The organism is Anaerorhabdus sp. (assembly GCF_036641015.1).
GTDB lineage: Bacteria > Bacillota_I > Bacilli_A > Erysipelotrichales > Erysipelotrichaceae > Anaerorhabdus.
Genome location: NZ_JAVWFO010000014.1, coordinates 1 through 25,514, shown reverse-complemented (window position 1 = coordinate 25,514; position 25,514 = coordinate 1). Strand labels below are relative to the sequence as shown.

The 25,514-nt window shown below is 31.6% G+C and carries 26 protein-coding genes; 19 read left to right on the top strand and 7 right to left on the bottom strand.

The features are described 5' to 3' along the window. The 13 genes from RR430_RS03570 to RR430_RS03510 form a co-directional block, all read left to right on the top strand. The coding region (locus tag RR430_RS03570) for a sugar-binding transcriptional regulator (protein ID WP_332508653.1) at positions 1 to 881 on the top strand (881 nt) is incomplete at its 5' end. 152 nt (positions 882 to 1,033) lie between these two features. Continuing rightward, positions 1,034 to 1,669: a DAK2 domain-containing protein gene (locus RR430_RS03565; RefSeq protein ID WP_332508652.1), complete on the top strand. Its 636-nt coding sequence runs from the start codon at positions 1,034 to 1,036 to the stop codon at positions 1,667 to 1,669. A gap of 13 nt (positions 1,670 to 1,682) precedes the next feature. Next, positions 1,683 to 2,681, top strand: coding sequence for a dihydroxyacetone kinase subunit DhaK (locus RR430_RS03560; RefSeq protein WP_332486405.1), 999 nt, complete (start codon positions 1,683 to 1,685; stop codon positions 2,679 to 2,681). Positions 2,682 to 2,706: 25 nt separating this feature from the next. Further along, entirely contained in the window at positions 2,707 to 3,591 is an 885-nt protein-coding gene (lsrF, locus tag RR430_RS03555) for a 3-hydroxy-5-phosphonooxypentane-2,4-dione thiolase (protein WP_332486406.1), read from the top strand. Between the two features lie 10 nt (positions 3,592 to 3,601). After that, on the top strand, positions 3,602 to 4,114 hold the full coding sequence (locus tag RR430_RS03550) for a DUF1097 domain-containing protein (protein WP_332508650.1): 513 nt from the start codon (positions 3,602 to 3,604) through the stop codon (positions 4,112 to 4,114). Between the two features lie 12 nt (positions 4,115 to 4,126). Then, positions 4,127 to 4,447: a hypothetical protein gene (locus RR430_RS03545; RefSeq protein ID WP_332486408.1), complete on the top strand. Its 321-nt coding sequence runs from the start codon at positions 4,127 to 4,129 to the stop codon at positions 4,445 to 4,447. A 45-nt stretch (positions 4,448 to 4,492) separates the two neighbouring features. Beyond that, on the top strand, positions 4,493 to 5,692 hold the full coding sequence (locus RR430_RS03540; RefSeq protein ID WP_332508648.1) for an acetate/propionate family kinase: 1,200 nt from the start codon (positions 4,493 to 4,495) through the stop codon (positions 5,690 to 5,692). 406 nt (positions 5,693 to 6,098) lie between these two features. Continuing rightward, positions 6,099 to 6,893 (top strand): C39 family peptidase, encoded by a 795-nt coding sequence (locus RR430_RS03535; protein WP_332486411.1) that lies wholly within the window; start codon positions 6,099 to 6,101, stop codon positions 6,891 to 6,893. 83 nt (positions 6,894 to 6,976) lie between these two features. Next, a complete protein-coding gene (locus tag RR430_RS03530; protein WP_332486412.1) occupies positions 6,977 to 7,807 on the top strand; it encodes a putative manganese transporter in 831 nt (276 codons plus the stop codon). 109 nt (positions 7,808 to 7,916) lie between these two features. Continuing rightward, positions 7,917 to 8,366 carry a MarR family winged helix-turn-helix transcriptional regulator gene (locus RR430_RS03525; RefSeq protein ID WP_332486413.1) on the top strand — a complete coding sequence of 150 codons (450 nt, stop codon included), beginning with the start codon at positions 7,917 to 7,919 and terminating at the stop codon, positions 8,364 to 8,366. Further along, positions 8,356 to 9,750 (top strand): MATE family efflux transporter, encoded by a 1,395-nt coding sequence (locus tag RR430_RS03520; protein ID WP_332486414.1) that lies wholly within the window; start codon positions 8,356 to 8,358, stop codon positions 9,748 to 9,750. Before RR430_RS03525 ends, RR430_RS03520 begins: the two co-directional genes overlap by 11 nt. A gap of 51 nt (positions 9,751 to 9,801) precedes the next feature. Then, positions 9,802 to 11,532 (top strand): ABC transporter ATP-binding protein, encoded by a 1,731-nt coding sequence (locus tag RR430_RS03515; RefSeq protein WP_332486415.1) that lies wholly within the window; start codon positions 9,802 to 9,804, stop codon positions 11,530 to 11,532. 1 nt (position 11,533) lies between these two features. Then, positions 11,534 to 13,315: an ABC transporter ATP-binding protein gene (locus RR430_RS03510; RefSeq protein ID WP_332486416.1), complete on the top strand. Its 1,782-nt coding sequence runs from the start codon at positions 11,534 to 11,536 to the stop codon at positions 13,313 to 13,315. A gap of 129 nt (positions 13,316 to 13,444) precedes the next feature. Here the strand turns inward: RR430_RS03510 and RR430_RS03505 are convergent, their stop codons facing one another. Further along, a complete protein-coding gene (locus RR430_RS03505) occupies positions 13,445 to 13,843 on the bottom strand; it encodes a helix-turn-helix domain-containing protein (protein WP_332486417.1) in 399 nt (132 codons plus the stop codon). A gap of 105 nt (positions 13,844 to 13,948) precedes the next feature. Beyond that, a complete protein-coding gene (locus tag RR430_RS03500; protein ID WP_332508646.1) occupies positions 13,949 to 14,500 on the bottom strand; it encodes a GNAT family N-acetyltransferase in 552 nt (183 codons plus the stop codon). Positions 14,501 to 14,597: 97 nt separating this feature from the next. Here RR430_RS03500 and RR430_RS03495 point away from each other — a divergent pair, with 97 nt between their 5' ends. The 3 genes from RR430_RS03495 to zwf are packed head-to-tail and all read left to right on the top strand — an operon-like array spanning position 14,598 to position 18,370. After that, positions 14,598 to 15,557, top strand: a complete 960-nt coding sequence (locus tag RR430_RS03495) for a beta-propeller fold lactonase family protein (RefSeq protein WP_332508644.1) — start codon at positions 14,598 to 14,600, stop codon at positions 15,555 to 15,557. Next, positions 15,550 to 16,950, top strand: coding sequence for an NADP-dependent phosphogluconate dehydrogenase (gene gndA / locus RR430_RS03490; protein ID WP_332486420.1), 1,401 nt, complete (start codon positions 15,550 to 15,552; stop codon positions 16,948 to 16,950). Before RR430_RS03495 ends, gndA begins: the two co-directional genes overlap by 8 nt. Beyond that, positions 16,934 to 18,370 carry a glucose-6-phosphate dehydrogenase gene (zwf, locus tag RR430_RS03485; protein ID WP_332486421.1) on the top strand — a complete coding sequence of 479 codons (1,437 nt, stop codon included), beginning with the start codon at positions 16,934 to 16,936 and terminating at the stop codon, positions 18,368 to 18,370. The genes gndA and zwf overlap by 17 nt, the downstream gene beginning before the upstream one ends. A 132-nt stretch (positions 18,371 to 18,502) precedes the next feature. Here the strand turns inward: zwf and pepD are convergent, their stop codons facing one another. Beyond that, positions 18,503 to 19,933, bottom strand: coding sequence for a beta-Ala-His dipeptidase (gene pepD, locus RR430_RS03480; protein ID WP_332508642.1), 1,431 nt, complete (start codon positions 19,931 to 19,933; stop codon positions 18,503 to 18,505). A 19-nt stretch (positions 19,934 to 19,952) separates the two neighbouring features. Beyond that, positions 19,953 to 20,102 carry a hypothetical protein gene (locus tag RR430_RS03475; RefSeq protein ID WP_332486423.1) on the bottom strand — a complete coding sequence of 50 codons (150 nt, stop codon included), beginning with the start codon at positions 20,100 to 20,102 and terminating at the stop codon, positions 19,953 to 19,955. 100 nt (positions 20,103 to 20,202) lie between these two features. On the opposite strand from RR430_RS03475, the gene RR430_RS03470 reads away from it, so the two are divergent. Both RR430_RS03470 and RR430_RS03465 read left to right on the top strand, forming a co-directional pair. After that, positions 20,203 to 20,754 (top strand): chromate transporter, encoded by a 552-nt coding sequence (locus tag RR430_RS03470; RefSeq protein WP_332486424.1) that lies wholly within the window; start codon positions 20,203 to 20,205, stop codon positions 20,752 to 20,754. Beyond that, a complete protein-coding gene (locus RR430_RS03465; protein ID WP_332486425.1) occupies positions 20,751 to 21,305 on the top strand; it encodes a chromate transporter in 555 nt (184 codons plus the stop codon). The genes RR430_RS03470 and RR430_RS03465 overlap by 4 nt, the downstream gene beginning before the upstream one ends. Before the next feature lies 1 nt (position 21,306). Here the strand turns inward: RR430_RS03465 and RR430_RS03460 are convergent, their stop codons facing one another. The 3 genes from RR430_RS03460 to bilQ all read right to left on the bottom strand — a co-directional run bounded on the left by RR430_RS03460 (position 21,307) and on the right by bilQ (position 24,031). After that, positions 21,307 to 21,801 (bottom strand): hypothetical protein, encoded by a 495-nt coding sequence (locus RR430_RS03460; RefSeq protein WP_332486426.1) that lies wholly within the window; start codon positions 21,799 to 21,801, stop codon positions 21,307 to 21,309. 224 nt (positions 21,802 to 22,025) lie between these two features. Then, positions 22,026 to 23,525: an amidohydrolase gene (locus RR430_RS03455; RefSeq protein ID WP_332486428.1), complete on the bottom strand. Its 1,500-nt coding sequence runs from the start codon at positions 23,523 to 23,525 to the stop codon at positions 22,026 to 22,028. A 47-nt stretch (positions 23,526 to 23,572) separates the two neighbouring features. Continuing rightward, complete coding sequence (gene bilQ, locus RR430_RS03450) at positions 23,573 to 24,031, bottom strand: bilirubin utilization transcriptional regulator BilQ (RefSeq protein ID WP_332486429.1); 459 nt, start codon at positions 24,029 to 24,031, stop codon at positions 23,573 to 23,575. Between the two features lie 127 nt (positions 24,032 to 24,158). Between bilQ and RR430_RS03445 the strand changes: the two genes are divergently transcribed. After that, positions 24,159 to 25,433, top strand: a complete 1,275-nt coding sequence (locus tag RR430_RS03445) for an L-cysteine desulfidase family protein (protein WP_332486431.1) — start codon at positions 24,159 to 24,161, stop codon at positions 25,431 to 25,433. The last annotated feature ends 81 nt before the right edge of the window (positions 25,434 to 25,514 follow it).

Below are 25,514 nucleotides of genomic sequence, written 5' to 3'. Positions count from 1 at the left end.
AAAATATGAATCAAAATGAAATTGCTAATCTTTTAGGTGTATCAAGACCATTAATAAGTAAATATTTGATGGAAGCTAGGAATTTAGGGGTAGTCAAAATTGAAATCAACGATTTATTGACAAGTGATAATGTTGAAGATGATTTAAGTGAAAGAATTTGTAAAAAATTTAATTTGAAAGATATTTATATTATTCCTTCAAGTACAAATAAAGATTTGAATGACCAAATGTTTGTTGACTATGCGACTGAATATATTTTAGGTACATTTAAGGATAATTTTTTATTAGGTATTGGTTGGGGGAGTGTCATTGGTGCAATAATTAAAAAAATTGATAACTTTGAACCCAAGCGTAAATTAATAGGTGATGTTGTTCCGCTTATTAGCAATGCACCAATCTCATTTAGAAATTATCATACGAATGAATTAGTACGTATGTTAGCAGAAGCGACAGGACTAAATGCTCAATATTTATATGCACCTGTTATTTGCTCAACACCAAGTGAACGTGAAATATTTTTAAATACTGATAATGTTAAAGGCGTGATGGATATGTATGAGCGATTAGACTATGTTGTGATTCAAATTAGAAATTTTCCATCAGTTCCTGATTTAGCTACAGAGGCAAGATTTGAAAAGAAATTGCATCAAGAGAAGGCGGTAGGTATGCTATTGGGTTACTATTATGATATTAATGGTAACGTGATTCAGTCTGATATGGATTACTCTATACAAATACCGATTGATAGTTTAAAGAAGGCTAAAAAAGTAATAGGAATAATTAATACAAGAGTAAATTCGACAGCAGCAATTGGTGCGATAAACTTAGGAATATTCACTGATATTATTATCAGTGACAATGTAGCAAAAGAATTATTATAGGTTAAAAACAGCTATAAATAGGCTGTTTTTTTATGTTTTGTTGCAATATAACATATGTCATGACAAAATTTACAAATAGTTGTTGACATATGTTATAGCAAATGTTATAAAATAAATAAGCGCTTACATTTATTGTGAAAAGGAGGAGTATTGTGCAGATAAAACGAGAACAATGGAGTAATATGTTCAACGAAGTTGCAAGATTGATGATTGAAAATAAAGATATTCTTTCAGAGATTGATGCAAAGTTTGGAGATGGTGATCATGGGATTACTATTGAAAAAATTGGGAATGTAATAAAAACAAAAGTGGCTGTATGGTTACCAAGTAATGAACCTCTTAAATCTTTATTTGATGAAATTGGTAATGCGGTAACTAACATAAGCGGTGGTTCTGCAGGACCATTATATGGCACATACTTAGGAGGGTTTAAAGAAGTTTTAGAGGATGAAGTAGAAGTAGATGCACCACTACTTAAGAAAATCATGAAGTCTGGATTAACAGAATTACAGTACTTATCTACTGCAAAAGTAGGGGATAAGACAATGATGGATACTCTCATTCCTGCAACAGAAGCAGCACAAAATGCACCAGATGATATAGTTGAAATTTTAATTGCAATGAAAGATGCAGCAATAGATGGAGCAGAAAAGAGTAAAGATTTTATTAGTAAATTTGGGCGTGCAAAGTCTTATAAAGAACAAACTATAGGCACACCAGATGCAGGTGCAACAAGCTGTACATTTATATTTATAGGTTTCTACAACGCAATCGTAAAAGAAAAATAGGAGAATATTAACGATGAAGATGAAAAAATTTATTAATTCACCAGAAAATTTAACAAAAGAATTACTTGAAGGTTTAGCATTAGCTAATCAAGACTTAGTTGAAGTATTACCAGGGAATTTAGTTGTAAATAAGAAACTTAAGGATGCAAATCGTGTAACAATTGTTACTCTTGGTGGTTCAGGACATGAACCTGCAATTGAAGGATTTGTAGGAGAAGGAATGGTAGATATTTCAGTAGTTGGAGATGTATTTGCTGCACCAGGACCACAAGCTTGTATCGATGCAATTAAGTTAGCTGATAAAGGGCATGGAGTTCTATTTGTTGTTTTAAATCATGCAGGAGATATGCTTACTGGAAATTTAACAATGAAAGAATGTGCTAAACAAGGGTTAAATGTAATTAAGATTGTTACTCAAGAAGATATCTCAAATGCACCACGTTCAAATGCAGATGATCGTCGTGGATTAGTTGGATGTTGCCCTACATATAAAATTGCAGCAGCAGCTGCAAAAGCAGGTAAGTCTTTAGAAGAAGTTGCTGAAATTACACAAAGATTTGTAGATAATATGGCTACAATTGCTGTAGCAGCACGTGAAGCAACACATCCAGCAACAGGAGCGCCATTTGCAGATCTTGGTGATGAAGATATGGAAATTGGAATGGGCCAACATGGAGAAGGCGGCGGTGGACGTCAAAAGATGAAAACTGCAGATGAAACAATAGAAATAATGATGAATGCATTAGTAAAAGATTTAGATATTACTTCTGGTGAAAAAGTTATGGTTATTGTAAATGGATCAGGAGCAACAACATTAATGGAGATGTTAATCCTTTATCGCTCATCAGTAAATTATTTGAAAAACTTAGGTATTGAAGTGGTTGCAAACTGGGTAGGTGAAGTACTTACAGTTCAAGAACAAGCTGGTTTCCAATTATTTATTGCACGCATGGATGATGAATTATTAGGTTTATGGAATTCACCATGTAAGTCACCATATTACACAAAATAATAATTTAAGAAAGTAGGTAAATAAAATGGCAGATGCACAAGGAAATAAAATGGCAAAAGATTACGGAGAAAATATACCTTTCGCTAATCAATCGTTTTTCGTTAAAGGTATGGATAATGTTGAATGGGGAATGAAAGATCGTTTATCACGAATTTTCAATCCTAAAACGGGTAGAACGGTTATGCTCGCATTTGACCATGGATATATCATGGGTTCAACATCAGGTCTAGAGAGATTAGATCTAGTACTACCAGAATTAATTGAAGAAGTTGACTGTGTTATGGGGACTCGTGGAGCAATTAGAACATGTGTACCACCAACATATAATAAAGGTGTAGCACTACGTTGTTCAGCTGGCTCAAGTGTACTTGATGATGATATGTCATTTGAAGTTATTGGTGTAGATATTGAAGATGCAATTCGTATGAATGCAAGTTGTATGGCTATACAAACATTTATAGGTGCACCAGGACAAAAAGATTCAATTGAAAATTTAGTTAAAACTATTGATGCAGGAAACCGATATGGAATTCCTACATTAGGTGTAGTAGCAGTTGGAAAACAAATGGAAAGAACTACAAAATTCTTCTTACTAGCAACAAGAATGTTAGCTGAGTTTGGAGCACAAATTATCAAAACTTATTATTGTGAAGATTTTGAAAAAGTAGTTGCAGCATGTCCAGTTCCAATTGTTGTAGCAGGTGGTAAAAAACTTCCTGAAGATGAAGCATTAACGCTTGTATATAAAGCTATTCAAGGTGGAGCAGCAGGAGTAGATATGGGAAGAAATATTTTCCAAGCAGAATCTCCTAAAGCGATGGCACGTTGCATTGCAAAAATCGTTCATGAGGATTATACCGACAAAGAAGCTTACGATTTATATTTGAAGCTTAAAGAAGAATTTAAATAGAGGAGAAGATATGAAATTAGTTAAATATTTAGGAGGACCATTGATCATTGCGATTTTGGCATTCGTTTGTCAAATCGTTGACCAACTATTAGGGCCAACAATGCCGATAGGAATCGGCTTTGGTTGGATAGCATTCCAAGCTTGGGCAGCATATTTTATTGCTGGATGTACACCAAAGGGTGGAGTTAAAGCATTCGCTGCATATGTTGTAGGAATGGTGGCTTCAATTGGTATTATTGCATTTGGATCTGCATTATCAGGAAGTTTAGGTTTCTGGGCATTCCCTATCGCAATATTAATTCTTGTTGTACCAACAATTTGTACTGAAAAAGTTGAGTTATTGAATTTAACACCAATTGTATTTGTAGGAGCAGGAGCATTCTTTGCGATTATGAATTATGTACCTAATGCTTCATTTACAACAGGATTTATAGTAGAAACAGTTTATTGCTTACTTGGATTAGCATTAGGTTACTTAACAATATTAATCCGTGGAGCATATGATGCTAAATATAATAGCTAAAGGAGAAAATGGATGTTTAAACGTTATGTACATATAGGTGCTCCACATACCCAACCAATGGATGGTGAAGTGTGGAATGAAGGAATGAAGTTGTGGATGATTGATCCATCAACAAATGAATTCGGATTTGAATATTTGAGATTTAGAGAAGATACATGGTTTGCACCAGAAGTACAAACTATGACTCATATCGCTGTAGAAGTAGATAGTATTCAAGAAGTATTACCAACATGTGAAAAAGTGTTGCATGATAATTTAGTAGTTGATGAACACCTAACAATTGCATTTGTAATCAAAGATGGCGTTTGTTTAGAATTAATGGAAATGAAATAAAAAACCAAAGGATGATAATATCATCCTTTTTCAAAGGAGGATTCTATGAGTAAAGTATTAGTAATAAATGCAGGAAGTAGTTCAATAAAATATCAGTTAATTGAAATGCCATATGAAATCAAAATATCATCTGGATTGATTGAGAAAATTAATGAACGAGGTACTAATTTAACTTTGCACTATAACGGCAATAAAATATGTATTGAAAAACCGTTAAGCAATCATCAAGAAGCATTTCACTTTCTTATAGAAATGTTAATTAAAAATAATATCATTGGGGATTTAAATGATATTGCAGCTTGTGGTCATCGGATAGCACATGGAGGAGAATTCTTTAAAAATAGTGTTGAAATAACAAAAGATAATTTTGAAGAAATTAAAAAAATTGAGTATCTTGCTCCTTTACATAATCCAGCAAATCTACAAGGATACATAGAGATGAAGCAATTGTTAAACAATGCAATTCAAGTTGCAGTATTTGATACTTCATTTCATCAAAGTATGTCAAAAGAGGTATATACATATCCTATTCCATTTAAGTTGTATGAAAAATATGGATTAAGAAAATATGGATTCCATGGGACAAGTTATCGAAATGTTGTTAATCGAGTAAGAGAAATGGTAGGAAAAGAAAAACAAAGTCGAATCATTGCTTGTCATTTAGGCAATGGGGCGTCTATAGCGGCGATAAAGAATGGGAAGTCTATTAATACATCTATGGGTTTAACACCCTTAGGTGGGCTGATGATGGGCACCAGAAGTGGTGATTTAGATCCATCAATCGTTGAATTTATTGCACATAAGGAATGTTTGTCTGTTGAGGATGTATTAAAACAGTTAAATAAAGAAAGTGGAATTCTAGGTGTATCACAAATTTCAAATGATATTCGAGATGTGCGCAAAGCTGCAATGGATGGAGATAATTTATCAAAGCTAGCACTTGAAATGTATGCACAAAGAATAGCAAGTTTTATTGGGTCTTATTATGTACAACTTGGTGGATTAGATACATTAGTGTTTACAGCAGGTGTTGGTGAAAATGATTATCGTATGAGAGAGAGCATCATTGATAAAGTCAAAGATGCACTTCAAATTGAATTAGATGATGAGGTAAATTGCAGTGTAATGGCAACGGATGCTATTATATCGTCAAAGAGTTCTAAGGTAATGGTATTGGTAGTAGTTGCAGATGAAGAAATAGTAATCGCAAGAGATTGTTATGATATTTTAAAAAGTAAGTTGTAATACTTTTAAATTAATAGTTGTAATCTTAAATGGTTATGCTATAATTTTTTTCGTGATTGAATAAGGAGGGGAGTATTGAGTCATTCACATCCTAATTTTTAAATGGAGTAATCCATTTTTGAAGACGAAAGTCTTTGACAATTGACCGAAGTTTTGAAAAATAAATAGGCTACGGACAGCTGGGTCAAATGCCGAATTAGCGACAAGTGTTCTTGTTGGGAGTTTAAGAAACTCATTTATAAGTTTAAGTGCTTGTAAAAACAATAAGAGTAGTAAAAGTAATTACTTACTATATAGACTCAAGAAACCTAAGAAGTATAAATAAAACAGAAATGATAATAAATAAAACAAATAGGGGAAGTATACAAGTACAATAACTTCATTCATTTTGACAAGGAGAAAAATAATGAAAAAAATTATTGTATGTTTATTAACACTAGCAGTTTTAGCGGGTTGTGCTCAAACTGCACCTAATGTAACACCAGTAGAAACAGCTAAACCAGCTAATTATACTGATGAAATGAAAATAGAAAAAGCTGTTGATTTAGAGGAATATGGAGCTGATTCTGTTGAACGCGATGGAGACCATGAAGGAACTCCATATTTTACACAACTTGATTTTTATAATATGGAATCAACAGATACATTAACTATTCTGCCAAAGTTTAAGACTTATCAACAAACTTCTGAATGGAGTTGTGGAGTAGTTTCTGCACTAATGGTTTTAGACTATTATGGAAAACTAGGTGATTTCAATGAAGAAACACTTTCTGAATTTCGTACAAATGGATTGGCATATGAAGCTACATCTTTAGAATCAATGATTAAAATATTTGAAGGTGTTAGCGGTTTTGAATTGGATAGTACTTATAACTATACAGAAGAAAACTTTGATGATATAAGTCTAGAAATGATTCAGGATAGTTTAAAAAACAATGTTCCAGTAATGGTAGCATGGAATGACTGGGGAGGACATTGGCAAGTTATTATCGGATATGACACAATGGGTACTGAAACACAACAAGATGATGTAATTATTGTGGCAGATTCATATGATACTACTGATCATAATCAAGATGGCTATGGCGTTTATTCAGCAGAAAGATTCTTTTATAACTGGACAATGTATGATTTCTTTAGTGAAAATTATGGAATCAACGAAAGAGATCGTTTGTTTATAACTGCTAAACCATTAGCATAATTACTACTTAGAATGATTTTATTTGAGTGTACCTCAAATGAAATCATTTTTAAATTGTGCTATTATTCATTGGGGGTAAAACTATGGATATACTATTAGATGCAGTTATTGATACATTTAAACTTCTACCCTTTTTGTTTGTTACTTACGTAATAATTGAGTGGATTGAACATTCTGCAAGTAATTCTATTACTGAGAGTATTCAAAAATCATCAAAGTTTGGTCCTTTAATTGGTAGTGCTGCAGGATTAATTCCTCAATGTGGGTTTTCATCTATAGCATCTACTCTATATGTCACAAGAGTTTTAACATTAGGAACTTTGATTTCCATATATTTGGCAACATCTGATGAAATGTTACCAATATTAATATCTAATAATGCGCCTATTGATCTAATTGTAAAAATATTAGCGATAAAATTTATAGTAGGTGTTATCGTTGGGTATTGTATTGACTTAGTAATAAGAAAAAGGAAACAAGATCATATCGATATTGATGCATTCTGTGAAGGTGAAGATTGTCATTGTGAAGAAGAAGGCATATTTGTGTCAGCACTAAAACACACAATCAAGATTGGTTTATATATTTTTGGAGTTACAATACTATTAAATTTACTATTAGAATATGTACATTTAGAAACATTACTTAATGTATCACCGACACTAACTACTTTTGTGTCTGCGATAGTTGGATTAATTCCAAATTGTGCAGCTTCAATTGTTTTAACGGAGTTATACTTAGGCGGTGCTTTAGATTTTGGTGCATTGATGGCTGGATTATTAACTAATGCAGGCGTTGGACTATTGGTTCTATTTAGAATTAATCACAATCAAAGAGAAAACTTTAAGATTATAGGAATATTAGTTGTGGTAGGTGTGGCTGTTGGATTATCTTTACAGTTACTGGGGATATAGAAGTTGATAAAGCAAGGTGAAAATCTTGCTTTTTATATTGACATTAGTAATATTTAGAGTAGAATAGTTCTTATTAGAAAAGTTCTAAATAGAACTAAATGGAGGGAGTATGAATAAAAACTTATTATTAGTGGGTAGATATTTTAATAAGTTATATGAGAACTATTGTGAGTCTGTGTGCATTAAATATGAGTTAACTCAAATAGAACTTGATGTAATTGCTTTTCTTGCGAATAACCCTTCTTTAGATACAGCTAGTGATATCGTTGAGGTTAGAAAATTAACTAAATCTAACGTATCAGCAGCCATTGAGCAACTTATCCAAAGAAAGTTAATTAAACGTGAAGCAGATAAAAATGATCGTAGGAAAATTCATTTGGTGCTTTTAGCGAGTACTAAAGTGATAGTGAAAGACATAAGAGCTGCACAAGATAAATTTTCTGATGCAATAACATATGATTTCACAGAAGAAGAAAAAGTATTGTTTGGAGAATTTGTTAATAGAATGTTAGAAAATATTTTAGGTGGAATAGAGAGGGAAAAGAAAAATGGAAAATAGTGATTTTTTAGGTAAAGAACCAATAGGTAAATTGTTATTTCGATTAGCTTTACCTGCGATAACGGCACAACTAATCAACATGCTTTATAACGTTGTAGATAGAATTTATATAGGACATATCCCTAATATTGGTTCACTTGCATTAACTGGTGTTGGTGTATGTATGCCAATTATTATGTTAATTACAGCTTTTGCATCTTTAGTAAGTATGGGTGGTGCACCACGTGCATCTATTTTTATGGGCAAGAATGACAATAAGACAGCTACTAAAATTATGTCGAATTGTTTTACCATGTTATTACTAGTATCAGTAGTAATTACGGGTGTATTATTCTTTTTCCAAGAAGATTTATTATTAATGTTTGGTGCTAGTCAAAATACAATTAAATATGCGATGGATTACATGTTTATTTATTCGTTGGGAACTGTGTTTGTGCAATTAGCTTTAGGGATGAATGCATTTATAACAGCACAAGGTTTTGCTAAAACAAGTATGTTAACAGTTTTAATTGGTGCTATTACTAATATTGTGTTGGATCCAATTTTAATTTTTGGATTTAATATGGGAGTTCAAGGTGCAGCTATTGCCACTGTATTATCACAAGCAATTTCAGCAATTTGGGTAGTGTGGTTTTTACTAGGTAAAAAGACAATATTAAAAATTAACTTAAAAGATATGAAGTTAGATGCTAAGTTAATTCTTCCTTGCATTGCATTGGGTGTATCTCCATTTATTATGCAAAGTACAGAGAGTATTATTGCAGTATGCTTCAACTCATCACTATTAAAATATGGGGGTGATATTGCGGTAGGTGCTATGACAATTTTAACAAGTGTTATGCAATTTTCAATGTTACCTTTACAAGGTATAACGCAAGGTGCACAACCTATTACAAGTTATAACTATGGCGCTAAAAATGCTCGAAGAGTTAAAGAAACGTTTACTAAGTTGTTACAATCTAGTTTTATCTATTCTGCAATTTTATGGGCGGCTATTATGATTGCTCCTAAAATGTTTGCGACATTATTTACAACTGATCTAGCACTTATTGAGTATGCTGAGAGTGCATTAAAAATTTATATGGCAGTTTCAGTATTATTCTCGGTTCAGTTATCATGTCAGATGACATTAATTGCAATTGGGAATGTTAAGAGTTCAGTATTCTTAGCGATATTAAGAAAAATATTGCTCTTAATACCGCTAATTTATATCTTACCAAGAATATTTACAAATAACCAAACTACAGCAGTATACTTAGCTGAACCTGTTGCAGATACGATTGCTGTTTTGTGTACAATAATCATATTTACTAGACAGTTTAAGAAAGCTTTAAAAGAAATTGGTGAAGGGGATACGGTTTTAGAGTTAGAAAAATCGTTTTAGTAGAAATATATAAGGGAGTTGCCTACAATAAAAAAGAAGGAGACTCAATCTATGTCAAAAGTTTTTAAAGAATTAGGACACTTTAAAATTGGTATTTTCTTCATTGTAGTTACGGTTATTGGAAACGTAGCTGCAAGTTTAGCATTACCTGCTTATTTGTCCACAATTATCAATCAGTCAATTCCTAATAAGGATATAGCGCAAATTATATCTATAGGTGGTACAATGTTAAACTTTGTATTGCTTGGTGCAATTTGTAATGTTGCAACAGGATATTTTTCTTCAAAAGTATCTATGGGTCTTGGCAAAAACATGAGAAGTAAAATATTCAAAAAGATTCAATATTTTTCGCAATCTGAATTTGATCACTTTTCTACATCATCATTAATTACAAGAACTAACAATGATATTATACAAGTTCAAAACTTTGTTAATATGATGTTACGTGTAAGTTTAATGGCGCCATTTATGTTTGTAGGTGGTATTATTATGGCACTTAATAAGAGTGCGACTATGTCTATGATATTACTTATTTCTATGCCAGTTATGGTGGTTGTAGTTTTATTAATTTCACGATATGCAACGCCACTATCACAAAAAATGCAAGAAAAGATTGATAAGATTAATCTTGTAACAAGAGAAAAATTAACTGGTGTTAGAGTAGCTAGGGCATTTGGTACAGAGGATTATGAAACAGAACGTTTTAGAGAAGTTAATCTTGATTTTATGAATAACTCAATTAAGATGAATACATTAATGGGTGCTATGTCACCTGTATTATCTTTAGTATTATATGCGACAACAGTTGCATTAATTGCCTTTGGTGGTTATCAAATAGTGATGACAATTAATGGCGTAATGATTGGTGATGTTATTGCTGTAATTCAATATGTTATGCAAATCATGATGTCAGTTATGTTACTATCAATGATATTTGTAATGTATCCACGTGCATCTGTTTCTGCTTCACGTATTAATGAAGTTATGGATACAATAGAAGCAATTCAAGATCCTGAACAACCAGCAACTACACCTGAAACAAAAGGAACATTGGAGTTTAGAAATGTTTCATTTAAATTCGATGGTGCAGATCATGAAGTATTAAAAAACATCAGCTTTAAATCTAATCCAGGAGAAGTAACTGCTATTATTGGTAGTACTGGAAGCGGGAAGTCAGTTTTAGTTAATTTGATTCCTAGATTTTATGATGTAACTGAAGGTGAAATCTTGGTAGATGGAATTAATATAAAGAATTACAAACTAGAAGAATTGAGAAAGAAAATAGGATATGTACCACAAAAAGCATTCCTATTTAAAGGAACGATATCTGATAATATTCAATTTGGAGATGTGAATGCATCTAGTGGTCGAATAGAAGAGGCTATCCGTATTGCACAATCATACGATTTTGTTACGCAAAAAGAAGGTGGTTTTGAGGCTCCAATAGCACAAGGTGGATCAAATGTATCAGGTGGTCAAAAACAACGTCTAGCAATAGCCCGTGCAATTGTTAGAAAGCCTGAAATATATATCTTTGATGATTCATTTTCAGCATTAGATTTTAAAACAGATTCTGCACTTCGTAGCGCGTTAATGAAGGAAGCGGTTGATGCAACAGTCATGTTAGTTGCTCAACGAGTTAGCACAATTATGCATGCAGATCGTATTCTAGTAATAGAAAATGGTAAGTGTGTTGGCATAGGTAAACACGATGAACTTCTTAAATCTTGTGAGGTATATAAAGAAATTGTATATTCACAATTAAGTAAGGAGGAAGCATAATATGAAAAAAAGTAAGATGCTAGATTTCAAAGTAATATTTGGACGCTTATTTGCATTTATGAAACCTTATCGTAAAGGTTTAATTATTTCGATTCTATTTATTATTTTAGCTTCAATGTTTAATAGTTTTGCACCATTTATATTAGGTAAAGCAACCGATGCAATGTTACATTTAGTGGTTAATGGAGTACCGTCAAATGAAGGTATTAAATCATTCATTACAATATTAATTATTCTTGCATTATGCTATCTTCTGTTTGCAATATTTAAATATTTTAGTACACATATAATGGTAAGAGTATCACAAAAAACAATCTTTGATATTCGTAGCAAAGTAGATGATAAGCTTAAGAAATTACCGTTGAATTATTTTGATACAAATACTTATGGTGATATTCTAAGTAGAATTACGAATGATGTTGATACTATTTCAAATAGTTTACAACAAAGTTTAGATCAAATAGTTACTGCAGTTACATCATTAATTTTTATTCTAATTATGATGTTAACAATAAGTCCAGTTTTAACTCTAATTGGAATCGTAACTGTTCCTTTGGCATTAGTATTATCAATGAAGATTGCTCAAAAAGCACAACGATTCTTTAAGGAACAACAAGATACATTAGGTGATTTAAACGGCTATGTAGAAGAAATGTATACAGGACATAATGTTATTGGTGCATTTAGTAAAGAAGAAGATGTTATTGATGATTTTGAAGTTACTAATCACGAATTATATCAAAGTGGCTGGAAGTCACAATTCTTATCTAGTACTTTGATGCCAATAACACAAGCAATGACTAACCTAGGATATGTTGCGGTAGCGGTTGTAAGTGCTATTCTTGTAATATCTGGAAGAATGACAGTTGGTATGATTCAATCATTTATTCAATATTTACGTCAATTCTCTCAACCAATAAATCAAACAGTACAAATATCAAATGTATTACAATCAACAGCAGCGGCAGCAGCTAGAATTTTTGAATTCTTAGATGAAAAAGAGGAAGTTAAGGAAGCTAGTCCTTCTAAGTTCCCAAGTGAAGTTGATGGTACAGTAGATTTTGAACATGTTAAATTTGGATATCTGCCTTATCAAACACTAATGAATGATGTTTCTCTTCATGTGAATGCGGGTAGTAAAGTTGCAATAGTAGGACCTACTGGTGCTGGTAAGACAACATTAATAAATTTATTGCTTAGATTTTATGATATCAACAGTGGTTCAATTAAATTGAATGGCGTTGATGTTAGAGATATGAAACGAACAGAACTTAGACAAATATTCGGTATGGTATTGCAAGATACATGGTTATTTACAGGAACAATACGTGATAATATTCGCTATGGTAAATTGAATGCTACGGATAGTGAAGTAGAAGCTGCTGCTAAAGCAGCCCATGCGGATGAATTTATACGTATGTTACCTGGTGGCTATGATATGGTTCTTCAAGAAGGTGCAACCAACATCGCTCAAGGTGAAAGACAATTATTAACAATTGCCCGTGCAATATTATCAGATGCACCTATCATGATTTTGGATGAGGCTACATCATCTATTGATACTCGTACAGAAGTATTGATTCAAGATGCTATGGCAACATTAATGAAAGGTAGAACTTCATTTGTAATTGCTCATAGATTATCGACAATTAGAGATGCAGATATGATTATATATATGCAAAGCGGAGATATTAAGGAAACAGGAACACATCTTGGATTACTTGCTAAGGGTGGCTTATATGCTAAACTTTATAACTCACAATTTGCTGAAAATAACGGATAAAAAGGAGAAATTAATTCTCCTTTTTTATATGAGCGACTTATCTATTTTCAACTTAAAAAGAAGATAGTAGTAAAGATATCAACTATAGCAAGATGAAAACATAATACTAATTTAAGTCCTTTTTAAGAGCTATTTAGTTACCCATAACCATTCGATGTTTGGGAATAATAAATGAGCTATAAACCCAATACATATGAGTATTAAAATGATTACACCAAGTATACATGCAAATTTATAAATTTTTGTTAATAGATCTTTACTCCGTTGAACATCTCTAAAAATTGATGATACTTTTTCATCAGTTAAATTTTTTTCTCTTACGTCTTGAAAGTCGACATCTTTAACTAATTCATCCAATGTCATGTTAAAGTAATCACTTAGCATAACTAGTCTTTGAAAATCAGGATAAGATTGTCCAGCTTCCCATTTAGAAATAGTTTGTCTTGAAACTTCTAATTCCATTCCCAACTCTTCTTGTGATAGTCCTTGTTTCTTTCTAATAGATAATAATTTTTCATTGAATTTCATTTTTTTCGTCCTCCTCTTTAATAGCTAATTGGAGTATATTCCATTGGCGACTAGGGTTCAATAAAGCACTGTTGGCAATTTGTCAACGAAGCTTAACATTTCTATTTACTTATTTATTTCAACTGGATTTATCTTATAGTAATAGACAACATCATAAAACTTATTATGATAGTATAGTTCATCAATACATACACCTTCTTTTTGAAAACCAAGTTTTTCCATTACGTGAATAGAAGATGAATTTTCTGTAATAGCTCCTAAACTTATCTTGTGAAAATGGCAAGTTTCAAATAAATAACTACAAATAGAAGACATAACCTCCGTAATATATCCTTTATTCCAGTGAAGATAACCTATAGCATATCCCAATTCAATTGAACGTGCTTCCTCATCCCGAATCTGTTCAATAACAAAACCGATAGCTTCATTATTTACTTCAATTACCCAAATATAAGATCCATTTTGGCTTCGATTGATCAAGGAATCAAGTGAATAATCTACTATATTTTCGTAATAGGGTGCTAAAAAATAGGTAAGTACTCGTTTATCATGATTAATATTATTAAATAAGTCAGTTTTATCTTGATAAGTTATCGGTCTACAAATACAACGGTTTGTAGTTAATACTTTGCTTCCATCACTGTGATTAATTTTCATAGAGTACCTCTTTATTAGGTCAATAATATCATGGTGCATATTACCATGTAAAGTTGATGAAATGTGCTAAACTAAAGATACATAGGAGGTACAAAAAATGATTACAGGATATATGGGAACTTATACCTCAGATATAAGTGAAGGTATTTATAAATTTAAATTAGATGAAACAAATGGGCACTTAGAGGGTCCAATCCTTTTTAAGAAAGTGAAAAATTCTAAATATCTTACACTAGCTAATAATTTAATCTATACACTTTATGATGATGAAAATGGTGCAGGGGTAATGGTAATAGATAAAGATGGTCTAACACTAGCTTCTTTAATCTATGAGAATTTAACATCATGCCACATAGCAGTAAACGGCGATTATATATATACGACAAATTATCATGAAGGTACAATTACTAAGTTGCATTATCATGGCGAAAAAATTGAGCTTGTTAAAAAAGTCATGGTGCAAAGAAAAGCTGGTTGTCATCAAACAATTTTCTTTAAAGATTTAATTCTTGTTCCGTGTTTAATGATGGATAAAGTATTTATCTATAATCAAGAGTTAGAACTTACAGGAGAGATAATCTTTCCTAATGGTTCTGGACCACGTCATGGTGTCGTGTCTACGGATGAGGTGCGAGTATATATTGTAACTGAGTTAAGTAATGAATTGTTTACATATGATTATGTAGACGGACATTTTAATTTAGTGGATCAAATTTCAATTCTACCAAACAATGAAAAAAATAAAGAGGGAACTGCGGCATTAAGAATTAGTAGAAATGGTAGAAAACTATATATTTCAACAAGAGGATTAGATATTATCACAGTAATTGATATTGGCTCGAATTTACCAAAGATTATGCAATTTGAATCAGCGGCAGGAAATCATCCAAGAGATATATTGGACGTTGCAGATGATAAATACTTACTTGTTGCGAATCGTTTTAGTAATGAATTAGTTAGTTTTAGATTAAATCAAGGGAGAATAGGTGTGGTTACCTCCAAAATTAGTATTCCAGAAGGAGTTTCGATAGCGATGGAAGGAGATTTAAATGATTAAAAATCAAATTGGTATTATCGGTTTAAGCACAATGGGTAAAAATCTTGCGCTAAATATTGCTAGTCATAATTTTAAAGTAGCGGGGTATAATCGCACATATGCAGTAACTAAAGATATGATGAATGAAGAATATAATAATTTTATTGGTTATGCGGATTTAAAAGAATTTATAGATTCATTGGAAAAACCTAGAAAAATTTTGTTAATGGTTAAAGCAGGGCAAGCGATTGATGACTTATGTAATCAATTGGCTGAGTATCTTGATACAGGAGATATCATCATGGATGGTGGTAATTCATACTTTAAAGATACAATACGACGTAATGAATATTTGAAAGAGAAGAGAATAAACTATTTAGGTATAGGGATTTCTGGTGGTGAAAAGGGTGCGAGACTAGGTCCTAGTATTATGCCTGGCGGAGATAAAGATGTATATAATGAAGTTAAAGTATTTTTAGAAAGTATTGCAGCTAAAAAAAATGGTGAACCATGTTGTACATATATTGGACCGGATGGTGCGGGACATTATGTAAAGATGGTACACAATGGCATTGAATATGCAGATATGCAATTACTTGTAGAAAGTTACTTACTTCTTAAAAAGATTGGGCGATATACAAATAGTGAAATGGCTTTGATATTTGAATCATGGAATCAATCAGAATTAAAAAGTTATCTTGTAGAAATTACCGCTAAGATATTAAGAGAAAAAGACGAATTAAGAGATGGTGAGTTAATAGATTATATTATTGATAAAGCAAGTCAAAAAGGGACTGGGAAATGGACTAGCAAGGAAACATTAGATCAAGACCAAAATACATCGTTGATTGGCGCAGCGGTATTAGCTCGAGTAACTTCGAATTTTGACGAATTACGCAATACTTATCAAATGTTATTTGATGAACCTATGACTAAAGAAGTTAATCCATATGTATTTCAAGAAGAAGTAAGAAAAGCATATCAGCTTGGTAAGATCGTTGCATATGCACAAGGATTTGCATTAATGAAAGATGCATCAAAACGATATAATTGGAATTTGGATTTAGGTAAGATTGCTTCTATATTTAGAGCAGGTTGTATTATACAAGCAGAATTTTTACAAGTAATTATGAAAAGTTATAATGAAGATAAAAATTTAGAAAACTTGTTACTTGATGAGGAAATTATTAGAGTCATTAGACGTAATATTCAATCGCTTCGAGTTGTTTCATCATTAGCGATTCGTGGAGGTGTTCCATCTCCTGTATTTGTATCAGCAATTACGTATTTAGATCAATTAAGAAGTAAACACGTTGGTGCAAATTTAATACAAGCGCAAAGAGATTTCTTTGGTGCACATACATTTGAAAGAATTGATCAAGAAGGAATAAATCATCATGAATGGAATGAATAATACAATAGTTATATTCGGGGGTACTGGTGATTTAACATATCGAAAACTAATGCCTGCATTATATAATTTATATCAAACTAATAAATTAGGAAAAGACAGAATTATTGCGATTGGAAGAAGAAAATATACGAATGAAGAGTATCATAAAATCATTTATAATTGGATCGAAAGATACGCTAGAATGAAGTTTAATTCTGACTTATTTAATGATTTTATTAAGCAAGTAGATTACTATGAAATGGATTTTACTAATCATGAAGAGTATATAGGTTTGATTGATTATTTTAATGGTAAAAATTTAATTAATCCGATTTTCTATTATGCGGTTGCACCACAATATTTTTGTACTATCACAGATGGTATTACAGCTTCTAAAAACTGTTGTGATGGAAAAGTTATTATTGAAAAACCATTTGGTAATTCATTGGAGGAAGCTAGACGATTAAGTAAAAAACTTGAAGATAGTTTTGGAAGTGAAAATATATACCGAATAGATCACTATCTTGGTAAAGAGATGATTCGCAATATTGAATCTATACGTTTTGATAATTTGTTATTTGCGAATAGTTGGAATTTTAATAGTATTGAAAACATTCAAATTCAGGCACTTGAAGAGGTTGGTGTGGAAACAAGAGGATCATATTACGATCATGCAGGAGCGTTAAAAGATATGGTTCAGAATCATTTGATGCAAATATTAACGCTTGTTGCGATGGAAAGACCTAATGATTTAATAACTATTCAAGATAGACAAATTGAAGTGCTAAAGGCATTAAGACCAGTTAACCAACTAGATATACAAGACTCATTGATACTTGCTCAATATGAAGGATATAAAGATGAGGATAATGTATCTAAAGATAGTAAGACTGAAACATATGCAGCTATGAAATTATTTATCGACACTCCAAGATGGAAAGGAATTCCTTTCTATATTAAAACTGGTAAAAAGACAGGTAGTAGAGAAATGAATGTTATTGTAACATTCAAAAAAAGTAGCTCTTTTGTTGAAGCGAATAAGTTAGTTATAAAAATTCAACCACTAGAGGGAATTAGTTTGAAGTTTAACATGAAGGAACCAGGTGAAAGTGAAGATATAGTACAAACTGAAATGGATTTTTGTCAAAGTTGTATTTCTAAAAATAGAATTAATACGCCAGAAGCATATGAAAGATTATTGTTTTCATGTATTCAAGGAGATCAAAGCTGGTTTTCAAAATGGGATCAAATTTTATTGAGTTGGGAATATATCGAAGAACTTAAAGAAAGTTATTTAGAAAAAGAATGTCCCATTTATACCTATAAACAAGATACTCCAGGTCCAGATGTTGTGAATCGATTACTTAATGATGAATCACATGAATGGGAAGAATCGCAATTGTATTGTAAATTACAAGAAAGTGATTTGTTGCATAAATAAACTTAAGAGGCATTAAGTTCTTAAAAATTATCGGTTTTTCTGTTTGAGTATCAGTGATTACTCACTAAAGTTGCCAACTTTTCTACAGAACTAAAAAAAGCGCCCTACAGATTTTATGTAGGGTGCTTTATGCTATAGATTTTCTAAATACTTACACAAGAATGTATAAGTGCGGTCAAATGATGCTAGATCTAGTTTTTCGTCTGGTGTATGAACATCATAGATGTTAGGTCCAATGGCAACGATATCAAGGTCAGGACATTTACCTTTGAAGATTCCACATTCTAACCCGCCATGAACAGCGTATAGTTGTAATTCTTTTCCATTGTGAACTTCTTTATAAATTTTTGCCATTGTATCACGCATTGGACTATGTTCCATGTAATCCCAAGCAGGATACCAGTTATCGGTCTTAGGTTTATAACCAAAACATTGGCCAAGTGTAATGATTTCGTCAGCTAAGTCTTGAACATATGAGTCTAGAGCTCCACGTACTGATAAACCAAATTCAAATGTTGTATCAGTCAAATCAACAATACCTAAATTTTCTGATGCTGTAGTCAAACCTTGAAGATGATCTGACTTGTGTCTTAATCCACTTGGAACTAAATATAAGAAAGTGATAATATCATTTGATGTTTTACTGTCGATGGTATTTTCAAGTTCGATATTTTCAAGTGTAATTGTTAATCCAGCATCTGTAAATTCTAGTTCTTTTTTTATTTCCTCAGTGATTTTGTTTACTAATTCTTGGCACTTATCTACATTTGAATATGTGAATGTAGCTTCAGCTTCTCTTGGGATAGCGTTAATTTTTAAACCGCCATTAAAAGTTGCGAGTTGGATTGTTCCCTCTTTTGATAATGCATGAAGTAATCGCGCAAGAATTTTGTTAGAGTTACCTCTTTCTTTGTGTATTTCTGCACCAGAGTGACCACCTTGTAAACCGCGTATCACAAGTTTGTATCCATTAGTTTTATTTGTATCACGTGTAATTGGTTCAGAGATAAAAATATCCATTCCACCTGCACTACCAGTCATGGAAGAATCTTCTTCCTCGCCATCAATATTGATTAATCGTTTTGCTTTAATTAACTCAGTGTCAATTTCGAATGCACCTAACATGGTTGCTTCTTCATTTACTGTGAAAATTCCGATGAGTGGTGGATGTTTTAAATTTGAATCTGTTAATACTGACAAAATATAAGCTACACCTGCACCATCATCGGCACCAAGTGTTGTACCTCTTGCCTTTAAGAAACCATCCTCAATGTAAATATCTAATGGATCTTTTGAAAAATCGTGATTACTATCACTGTTTTTTTCATTTACCATATCAATGTGAGCTTGTAATGCAACGGGTTCATGATTTTCATAACCTTTACTTGCATCTTTGTAAATAATTACATTATTAACTTTGTCTTGTACTACTTTTAAATTATTATCATTAGCTACTTTGACTAAAAAATCACTTATTTGTTTTTCTTCATCTGAACCGTGTGGAATTTTAGTGATTTCTTCAAAGTATTTTTGATAACCTTTTGACGAATCTAGAATAGTCATTGTTTCCTCCTTAATGATTTTATTCTTTATTTTTTGTGGTTTTTAGGATATCTAGTTTAGCTTTATTGTATTTGCTTCTTTGCACTAAAAATAAAATTGGAAATACAATAGATGATGCACTTAATATTACTAAACATCCCATTACAACTGATTGAAATACAATATCCATAATAAACCTTCTTTCTATATTAATTATAGATTATTTTGTAGGTTCTTACAATTCAATAGACTACGCGTTATAATAGTTTGGTGAAATTGGGAGGGCTAGTATGAAGATATATTGGGATCTTTATAGTACATGGTTTAAAATCGGTTTATTTACATTTGGTGGTGGATATGCAATGTTGCCCCTAATTGAAAAAGAAGTTATTGAAAAACACCATTGGGCTACTGAAGAAGAAGTTTTAGATTATTATGCAATAGGGCAATGTACTCCCGGTATTATTGCGGTAAATACAGCAACCTTTATAGGTTATTTTCAAAAAGGATTACTTGGTGCAATTGTTGCAACTTTAGGAGTTGTTTCTCCTTCAATTGTAATAATTACAATTATTGCTACAATATTGCCTACATTTCAAGATTTTCCAGTAGTGCAACATGCGCTTAATGGTATTGGGATAGGTGTTTGTATTTTGATGGTCACATCAATTATTAAATTATGGAAAGGTAGTATAAAAGATAAGTTTGGAGTGTTTATTTTTTGTTTATCTTTATGTATTGCCTTTATATTTAGAACAGCAACAGTTTGGGTAATTATTTTAGCTGGAGTATGTGGTTTGATTTTTTCTAACCTTAAAAAATTAGAGGAGGATGTAGAATGATACTATTTCTTCAATTAATTTTTGAATTCTTTAAAACAGGGTTATTTTCAATAGGTGGCGGATTGGCTACAATTCCATTTTTATATGAAATGTCGTATAAATATAATTGGTTTTCTGTGGAAACATTAACTACTATGATTGCGATATCTGAATCAACACCAGGAGCTATGGGAGTTAATATGGCAACATATGTTGGGACTCATTTACTTGGTATTATTGGTGGTATTATTACAACACTTGCACTAGTAGCACCCAGCGTGATTGTGATTTGTATTATCGCAAAGATATTAACTAAATTTAAAGAAAGCAATATTGTCAAAGGATTGTTTTATGGATTAAGACCTGCTGTAGTTGCTTTGATTGTAGTGGCTTGTTCGAGTATTTTTGCTTCAACATTCTTTGTGGATGGGTTTACATTTTCTTTAAGTGGCATTAATTATATTCATGTAATTGTATTTGCGATATTATTTGCCTTCTATCAAAAGAAAAAACCACACCCAATTCTAGTAATAGTGTTTACTGGAATACTCGGTGTGATTCTTAGTTTATAAATTAATTTGTATGTCCTAGTTTTTGAGTTAGATAAGCACGTGTTTCATCTACGGTCTTCTCAAGAACAACAGATAATTGTGTATATAGAATTCTTTCAGCTTCGTGGAAATATGAATCATCCACTGAGCTGATTTTTTTATTGTTTTCAACTCTAATTTTATTCTTCAAATAAGTTGTTTTAATGATACGAACTAAATCAGATGGTTTATTAGTTTTAAGTAAGACTTCGTATTCTTTTTTTACTAGAATATCGTTCATATCACAAACAGGTATATTTGGAATATCATCTACAAGTTGTTCGATTTCTTCTTTAGTTAGTAATTCATGGACATTCCCAGCTTTGTTTGATGTTGGAACTTGAATTGTTGTTTCACATCCACCACTAAAGATAGGAACTAGTATGTAGTACATCTCCTTATTTAAGGCATTCTTTTTAATTTCTTTAACACTACAAACTTCAGTTTTATAAATTACTTTTTCACCAATTTTATACATGAATATCCCTCCTTCTGAAAATAAAAGTAGCCATAACTGGTCTTATGCCAAATTAATAGCTACTCGTTATCTGCTTCTATTATAGCACAAATTGATTAAAATTGCTTGAGTGAGGGTATTGAGCTGGATAATAGCTGCTTTTTTAAGTGCTATTCATGCAAAATCACGCTAATTTCAGCCTTAATTAATTAAATATAAGTACTTAATGAATAGAACGGTAATAGTCATTGTATATTTCTTGTAAACTTTAATTCGCCATCCATATAGGTTTGTAAAACCAATGTATCTTCTATAGGAATATCTTTCTCAAATAAATTTTGATTTAGGATGATGAAATCAGCTGACATGCCTTCTTTGATCATACCGACATTATCAAGTCCAACAATTTTTGCTGCATTAGAAGTATAACAATGTATTGCATCTTCAATGGAAATGGACTGGTTAATCCCAGAGTCAATACCGTTATAACTTTGACGTTTACATGCAGAGTTAATCGCGATAAATGGATTGAATGGATCTGTCCATGATGTTGCAGGGGCATCACTTGAAAATGCCAGTGGAATATTTTGATCAAGAATTGATTTATAAGGATAGCAGAATGATTTAAATTCATTGCCTAAATTCTTTAAATAACTTTCTATTTCTGCATACATAAAGATAGGTTGAGATACAATCGCAACATGTTTATTTTTAGTAGACTTCAATAGATCATTATAAAGAATTGCATAATGTTCAATTCTTAGTGATGGTATTTTACTTAGCCAATCATCGGTTTTTAGTGATAATATGTGGTTAATTGCATTGTCGCCCATTGCATGAACAATTAATTGTAATTGATATTTCTTTGCGATATTCATTGCATCAATGATTTCGGTATCACTTACAGTCGATAATCCATTATTTTCTGTGTTGAGATAGGGTTTGGAGCACCAAGCAGTTTGACCAGAGACACTTCCATCGGCAAGTAATTTAATTCCTTGAATTTTAATTTTGGGATTAGTAATGGGAGGTAAATTATCCATGTCTTTGATTGCATTATAATCATAAGTAAATAGTATTCGTTGAGGAATTTCAGCTTCAAGATAAATATCTAAATCATTTTGATTTCCTAGCATCTCTGATACAGTAGTGATTCCTTTGGAAAAGCAATCATTAGAAAATAGCTTTAAGTTATGTATTATTTCATCATTTGTACATTTTGGAATTTTTAAGAAAGCTTCGAATTTTTCGGATTCGCGTAATACCCCATCATGATTCGTTGGATTAATATTTAATGCAAGAAGTGCGGCGGTATTACAAATACAAATATGACTACAAGTTCTTTCGATAATAACAGGAAAGTCATTACAAGCACTATCTAAATCATACTTAGTGCAAATACGTTTTTCTTTCATTTTACCTTCATCATATCCCCAACCAAGAATCCATTTAGTTGGATTGTTTTTTCTTCTCTTAATAATTTCATTTTGAATTTCATGAATTGAATAAATATGAGGTGGTAGACATGCGAATTTATCATAGTTAAGAGCTATCCATAATGGATGCATATGGATATCAAGAAAAGCCGGGGTAATAAACATTCCCTTGGCATCAATAATGTTGTTACCACTTAAATTGTTACAAGATACTTCTGTTATTTTTCCATGTTCAAAAGACATACTTTTAGCATAAGGCATGTCTTTGTTTGATGTAAATATATTAGCATTTATAATAGTTGTTTTCATAATTCTATTTTACTCTTAATTATGAAAAACGGTAGATTAAATAATAATTATTTATTTAACGCATCATTCTCAAAATTATGTTGTAAATGATTTTCGATATTTGTATCTATAAGTTTATTTAGTAATTTAAATAATTCCTTTTTTTCATCATTAGTTAGATTTGTGAGAATTACATCATCCCATTGATAGAATAAATCATGACCTGCTTTAAAAGCGTCATTCCCTTTTTGTGTTAAGGTTAGAATGTGAGCTCTACGATCATTTGGATTTTGTTCCTGTATTAAAAAACCACTTGCTTCAAGTTTATTTAGTGTTCGATTGGTATGACCGGCATCCATATGCAAGGCATCTGATAACTCTTTTGGTGAACAATTAGGATGTTTACCTACATATAGCAAAAAAAAGAAGTGACCTTGTGTTAATCCCATTTCTTGTAGTTTTAGTGTGCAATAAGTTTTAAAGTTGTGTCTTAAAATAGTTGAATAATAAGCTAATGTTGAATTCATAATTTTCTCCTATGTTTGACTAAATCAAGTGTATTCTAGAACACAAGATTTGTAAAGGTGATAATTGTCAGGATTGATTGTATCCTTGTTTAGCAAATGATATCATTATATTGGAAAAGGTGGAACTATGAAAGATACGAATAAATACTATACTATATTGAATGAGGAATTAGTTCTTGCGACAGGATGTACAGAACCTATTGCATTAGCGTATGTAAGCGCAATAGCTAGAAAACATTTGCAACATGATCCAGAAAAAGTGATTGTCTATTGTAGCGCTAATGTTGTCAAAAATGTTAAAAGTGTTACGATTCCAAATACAAATAAGAGTAAGGGGATTATTCCGGCTGTAAATGCAGGCTGGATTGCAGGTAATTCGGATAAAGAATTGGAAGTAATCTCGATAGTTTCAGATGAGCAAAAAAATAGAATTCAGGAAGTATCTAATGGAAATCTTGTTGAAGTTATTTGTTTAAAGGATGAACCTAACTTAAGTATAAGAATCAAAATGATATATAAAGATGACACAGTTGAAGTTAGTTTAATGCATACACATACTAATATAACAAAAATTGAAAAAAATGGTGAATTAATATTTGAAAAACCATGTGATAATGAAAATATAAATGCAGGGTTAACAGACCGTACTTGCCTTAATTTAGAAGATATTTTGAATTTTGCGAATGAATGTGATTTAACAAGAATTCAAGATTTGTTAGAAAAACAAATAAAAAATAATATGTTAATTGCGAATGAAGGTATTGCTCAAGGATATGGTGCGTGTGTTGGCAAAACAATCATTGAAAATATACAAGGTAAATATTCATCTTGTATAGGTATGGCTGCTGCGGCAAGTGATGCAAGAATGAGTGGATGTCAATTGCCAGTTATGACTAATTCGGGTAGTGGTAATCAAGGGATTACGACTTCGATACCAGTTATTGTTTATGCTCGCGAGCAACATTTAAGCGATGAGAAATTATATCGAGCACTTGTGCTTGCTAACTTAGTTACAATTCATCTTAAAACTGGTATAGGAAGACTATCAGCTTATTGCGGTGTTGTTTGTGCAGCTGTAGCAAGTTTTGCGGGAATTGCTTATTTAAATGATGATTCATTAAAAATAATTGAAAATCTTGTTACTAATGGGTTAGCGACAGCTAGTGGTATTATTTGTGATGGTGCTAAAGAATCTTGTGCTAGTAAAATTTCTACTGCATTATTCTCTGCAATGCTAGGATATGAGATGGCTAAAAACCAACGAGTATTTGAAGAATCATGTGGAATTGTACAGGATTGTGTTGAACATACTATTAAAGTGGTTGGTACGTTGGGCCAAGAAGGCATGAAGCAAACAGATAATTTAATATTAGACATCATGACAAAAGGTAAAGAAAAGTAAAAGAATCCTGACGGATTCTTTTGTTTTGGTATTTAGATAAAAATAGATATTTATACAGGTTAAGCGATGTAAGTTTTAACT

What these genes read in the sequence shown, in the direction of transcription:
- RR430_RS03560 (WP_332486405.1), top strand. Translation starts at nt 1,683, where the DNA reads ATGAAGATGAAAAAATTTATTAATTCACCAGAAAATTTAACAAAAGAA.
- lsrF (WP_332486406.1), top strand. Translation starts at nt 2,707, where the DNA reads ATGGCAGATGCACAAGGAAATAAAATGGCAAAAGATTACGGAGAAAAT.
- RR430_RS03550 (WP_332508650.1), top strand. Translation starts at nt 3,602, where the DNA reads ATGAAATTAGTTAAATATTTAGGAGGACCATTGATCATTGCGATTTTG.
- RR430_RS03545 (WP_332486408.1), top strand. Translation starts at nt 4,127, where the DNA reads ATGTTTAAACGTTATGTACATATAGGTGCTCCACATACCCAACCAATG.
- RR430_RS03540 (WP_332508648.1), top strand. Translation starts at nt 4,493, where the DNA reads ATGAGTAAAGTATTAGTAATAAATGCAGGAAGTAGTTCAATAAAATAT.
- RR430_RS03535 (WP_332486411.1), top strand. Translation starts at nt 6,099, where the DNA reads ATGAAAAAAATTATTGTATGTTTATTAACACTAGCAGTTTTAGCGGGT.
- RR430_RS03530 (WP_332486412.1), top strand. Translation starts at nt 6,977, where the DNA reads ATGGATATACTATTAGATGCAGTTATTGATACATTTAAACTTCTACCC.
- RR430_RS03525 (WP_332486413.1), top strand. Translation starts at nt 7,917, where the DNA reads ATGAATAAAAACTTATTATTAGTGGGTAGATATTTTAATAAGTTATAT.
- RR430_RS03520 (WP_332486414.1), top strand. Translation starts at nt 8,356, where the DNA reads ATGGAAAATAGTGATTTTTTAGGTAAAGAACCAATAGGTAAATTGTTA.
- RR430_RS03515 (WP_332486415.1), top strand. Translation starts at nt 9,802, where the DNA reads ATGTCAAAAGTTTTTAAAGAATTAGGACACTTTAAAATTGGTATTTTC.
- RR430_RS03510 (WP_332486416.1), top strand. Translation starts at nt 11,534, where the DNA reads ATGAAAAAAAGTAAGATGCTAGATTTCAAAGTAATATTTGGACGCTTA.
- RR430_RS03505 (WP_332486417.1), bottom strand. Translation starts at nt 13,843, where the DNA reads ATGAAATTCAATGAAAAATTATTATCTATTAGAAAGAAACAAGGACTA.
- RR430_RS03500 (WP_332508646.1), bottom strand. Translation starts at nt 14,500, where the DNA reads ATGAAAATTAATCACAGTGATGGAAGCAAAGTATTAACTACAAACCGT.
- RR430_RS03495 (WP_332508644.1), top strand. Translation starts at nt 14,598, where the DNA reads ATGATTACAGGATATATGGGAACTTATACCTCAGATATAAGTGAAGGT.
- gndA (WP_332486420.1), top strand. Translation starts at nt 15,550, where the DNA reads ATGATTAAAAATCAAATTGGTATTATCGGTTTAAGCACAATGGGTAAA.
- zwf (WP_332486421.1), top strand. Translation starts at nt 16,934, where the DNA reads ATGAATGGAATGAATAATACAATAGTTATATTCGGGGGTACTGGTGAT.
- pepD (WP_332508642.1), bottom strand. Translation starts at nt 19,933, where the DNA reads ATGACTATTCTAGATTCGTCAAAAGGTTATCAAAAATACTTTGAAGAA.
- RR430_RS03475 (WP_332486423.1), bottom strand. Translation starts at nt 20,102, where the DNA reads ATGGATATTGTATTTCAATCAGTTGTAATGGGATGTTTAGTAATATTA.
- RR430_RS03470 (WP_332486424.1), top strand. Translation starts at nt 20,203, where the DNA reads ATGAAGATATATTGGGATCTTTATAGTACATGGTTTAAAATCGGTTTA.
- RR430_RS03465 (WP_332486425.1), top strand. Translation starts at nt 20,751, where the DNA reads ATGATACTATTTCTTCAATTAATTTTTGAATTCTTTAAAACAGGGTTA.
- RR430_RS03460 (WP_332486426.1), bottom strand. Translation starts at nt 21,801, where the DNA reads ATGTATAAAATTGGTGAAAAAGTAATTTATAAAACTGAAGTTTGTAGT.
- RR430_RS03455 (WP_332486428.1), bottom strand. Translation starts at nt 23,525, where the DNA reads ATGAAAACAACTATTATAAATGCTAATATATTTACATCAAACAAAGAC.
- bilQ (WP_332486429.1), bottom strand. Translation starts at nt 24,031, where the DNA reads ATGAATTCAACATTAGCTTATTATTCAACTATTTTAAGACACAACTTT.
- RR430_RS03445 (WP_332486431.1), top strand. Translation starts at nt 24,159, where the DNA reads ATGAAAGATACGAATAAATACTATACTATATTGAATGAGGAATTAGTT.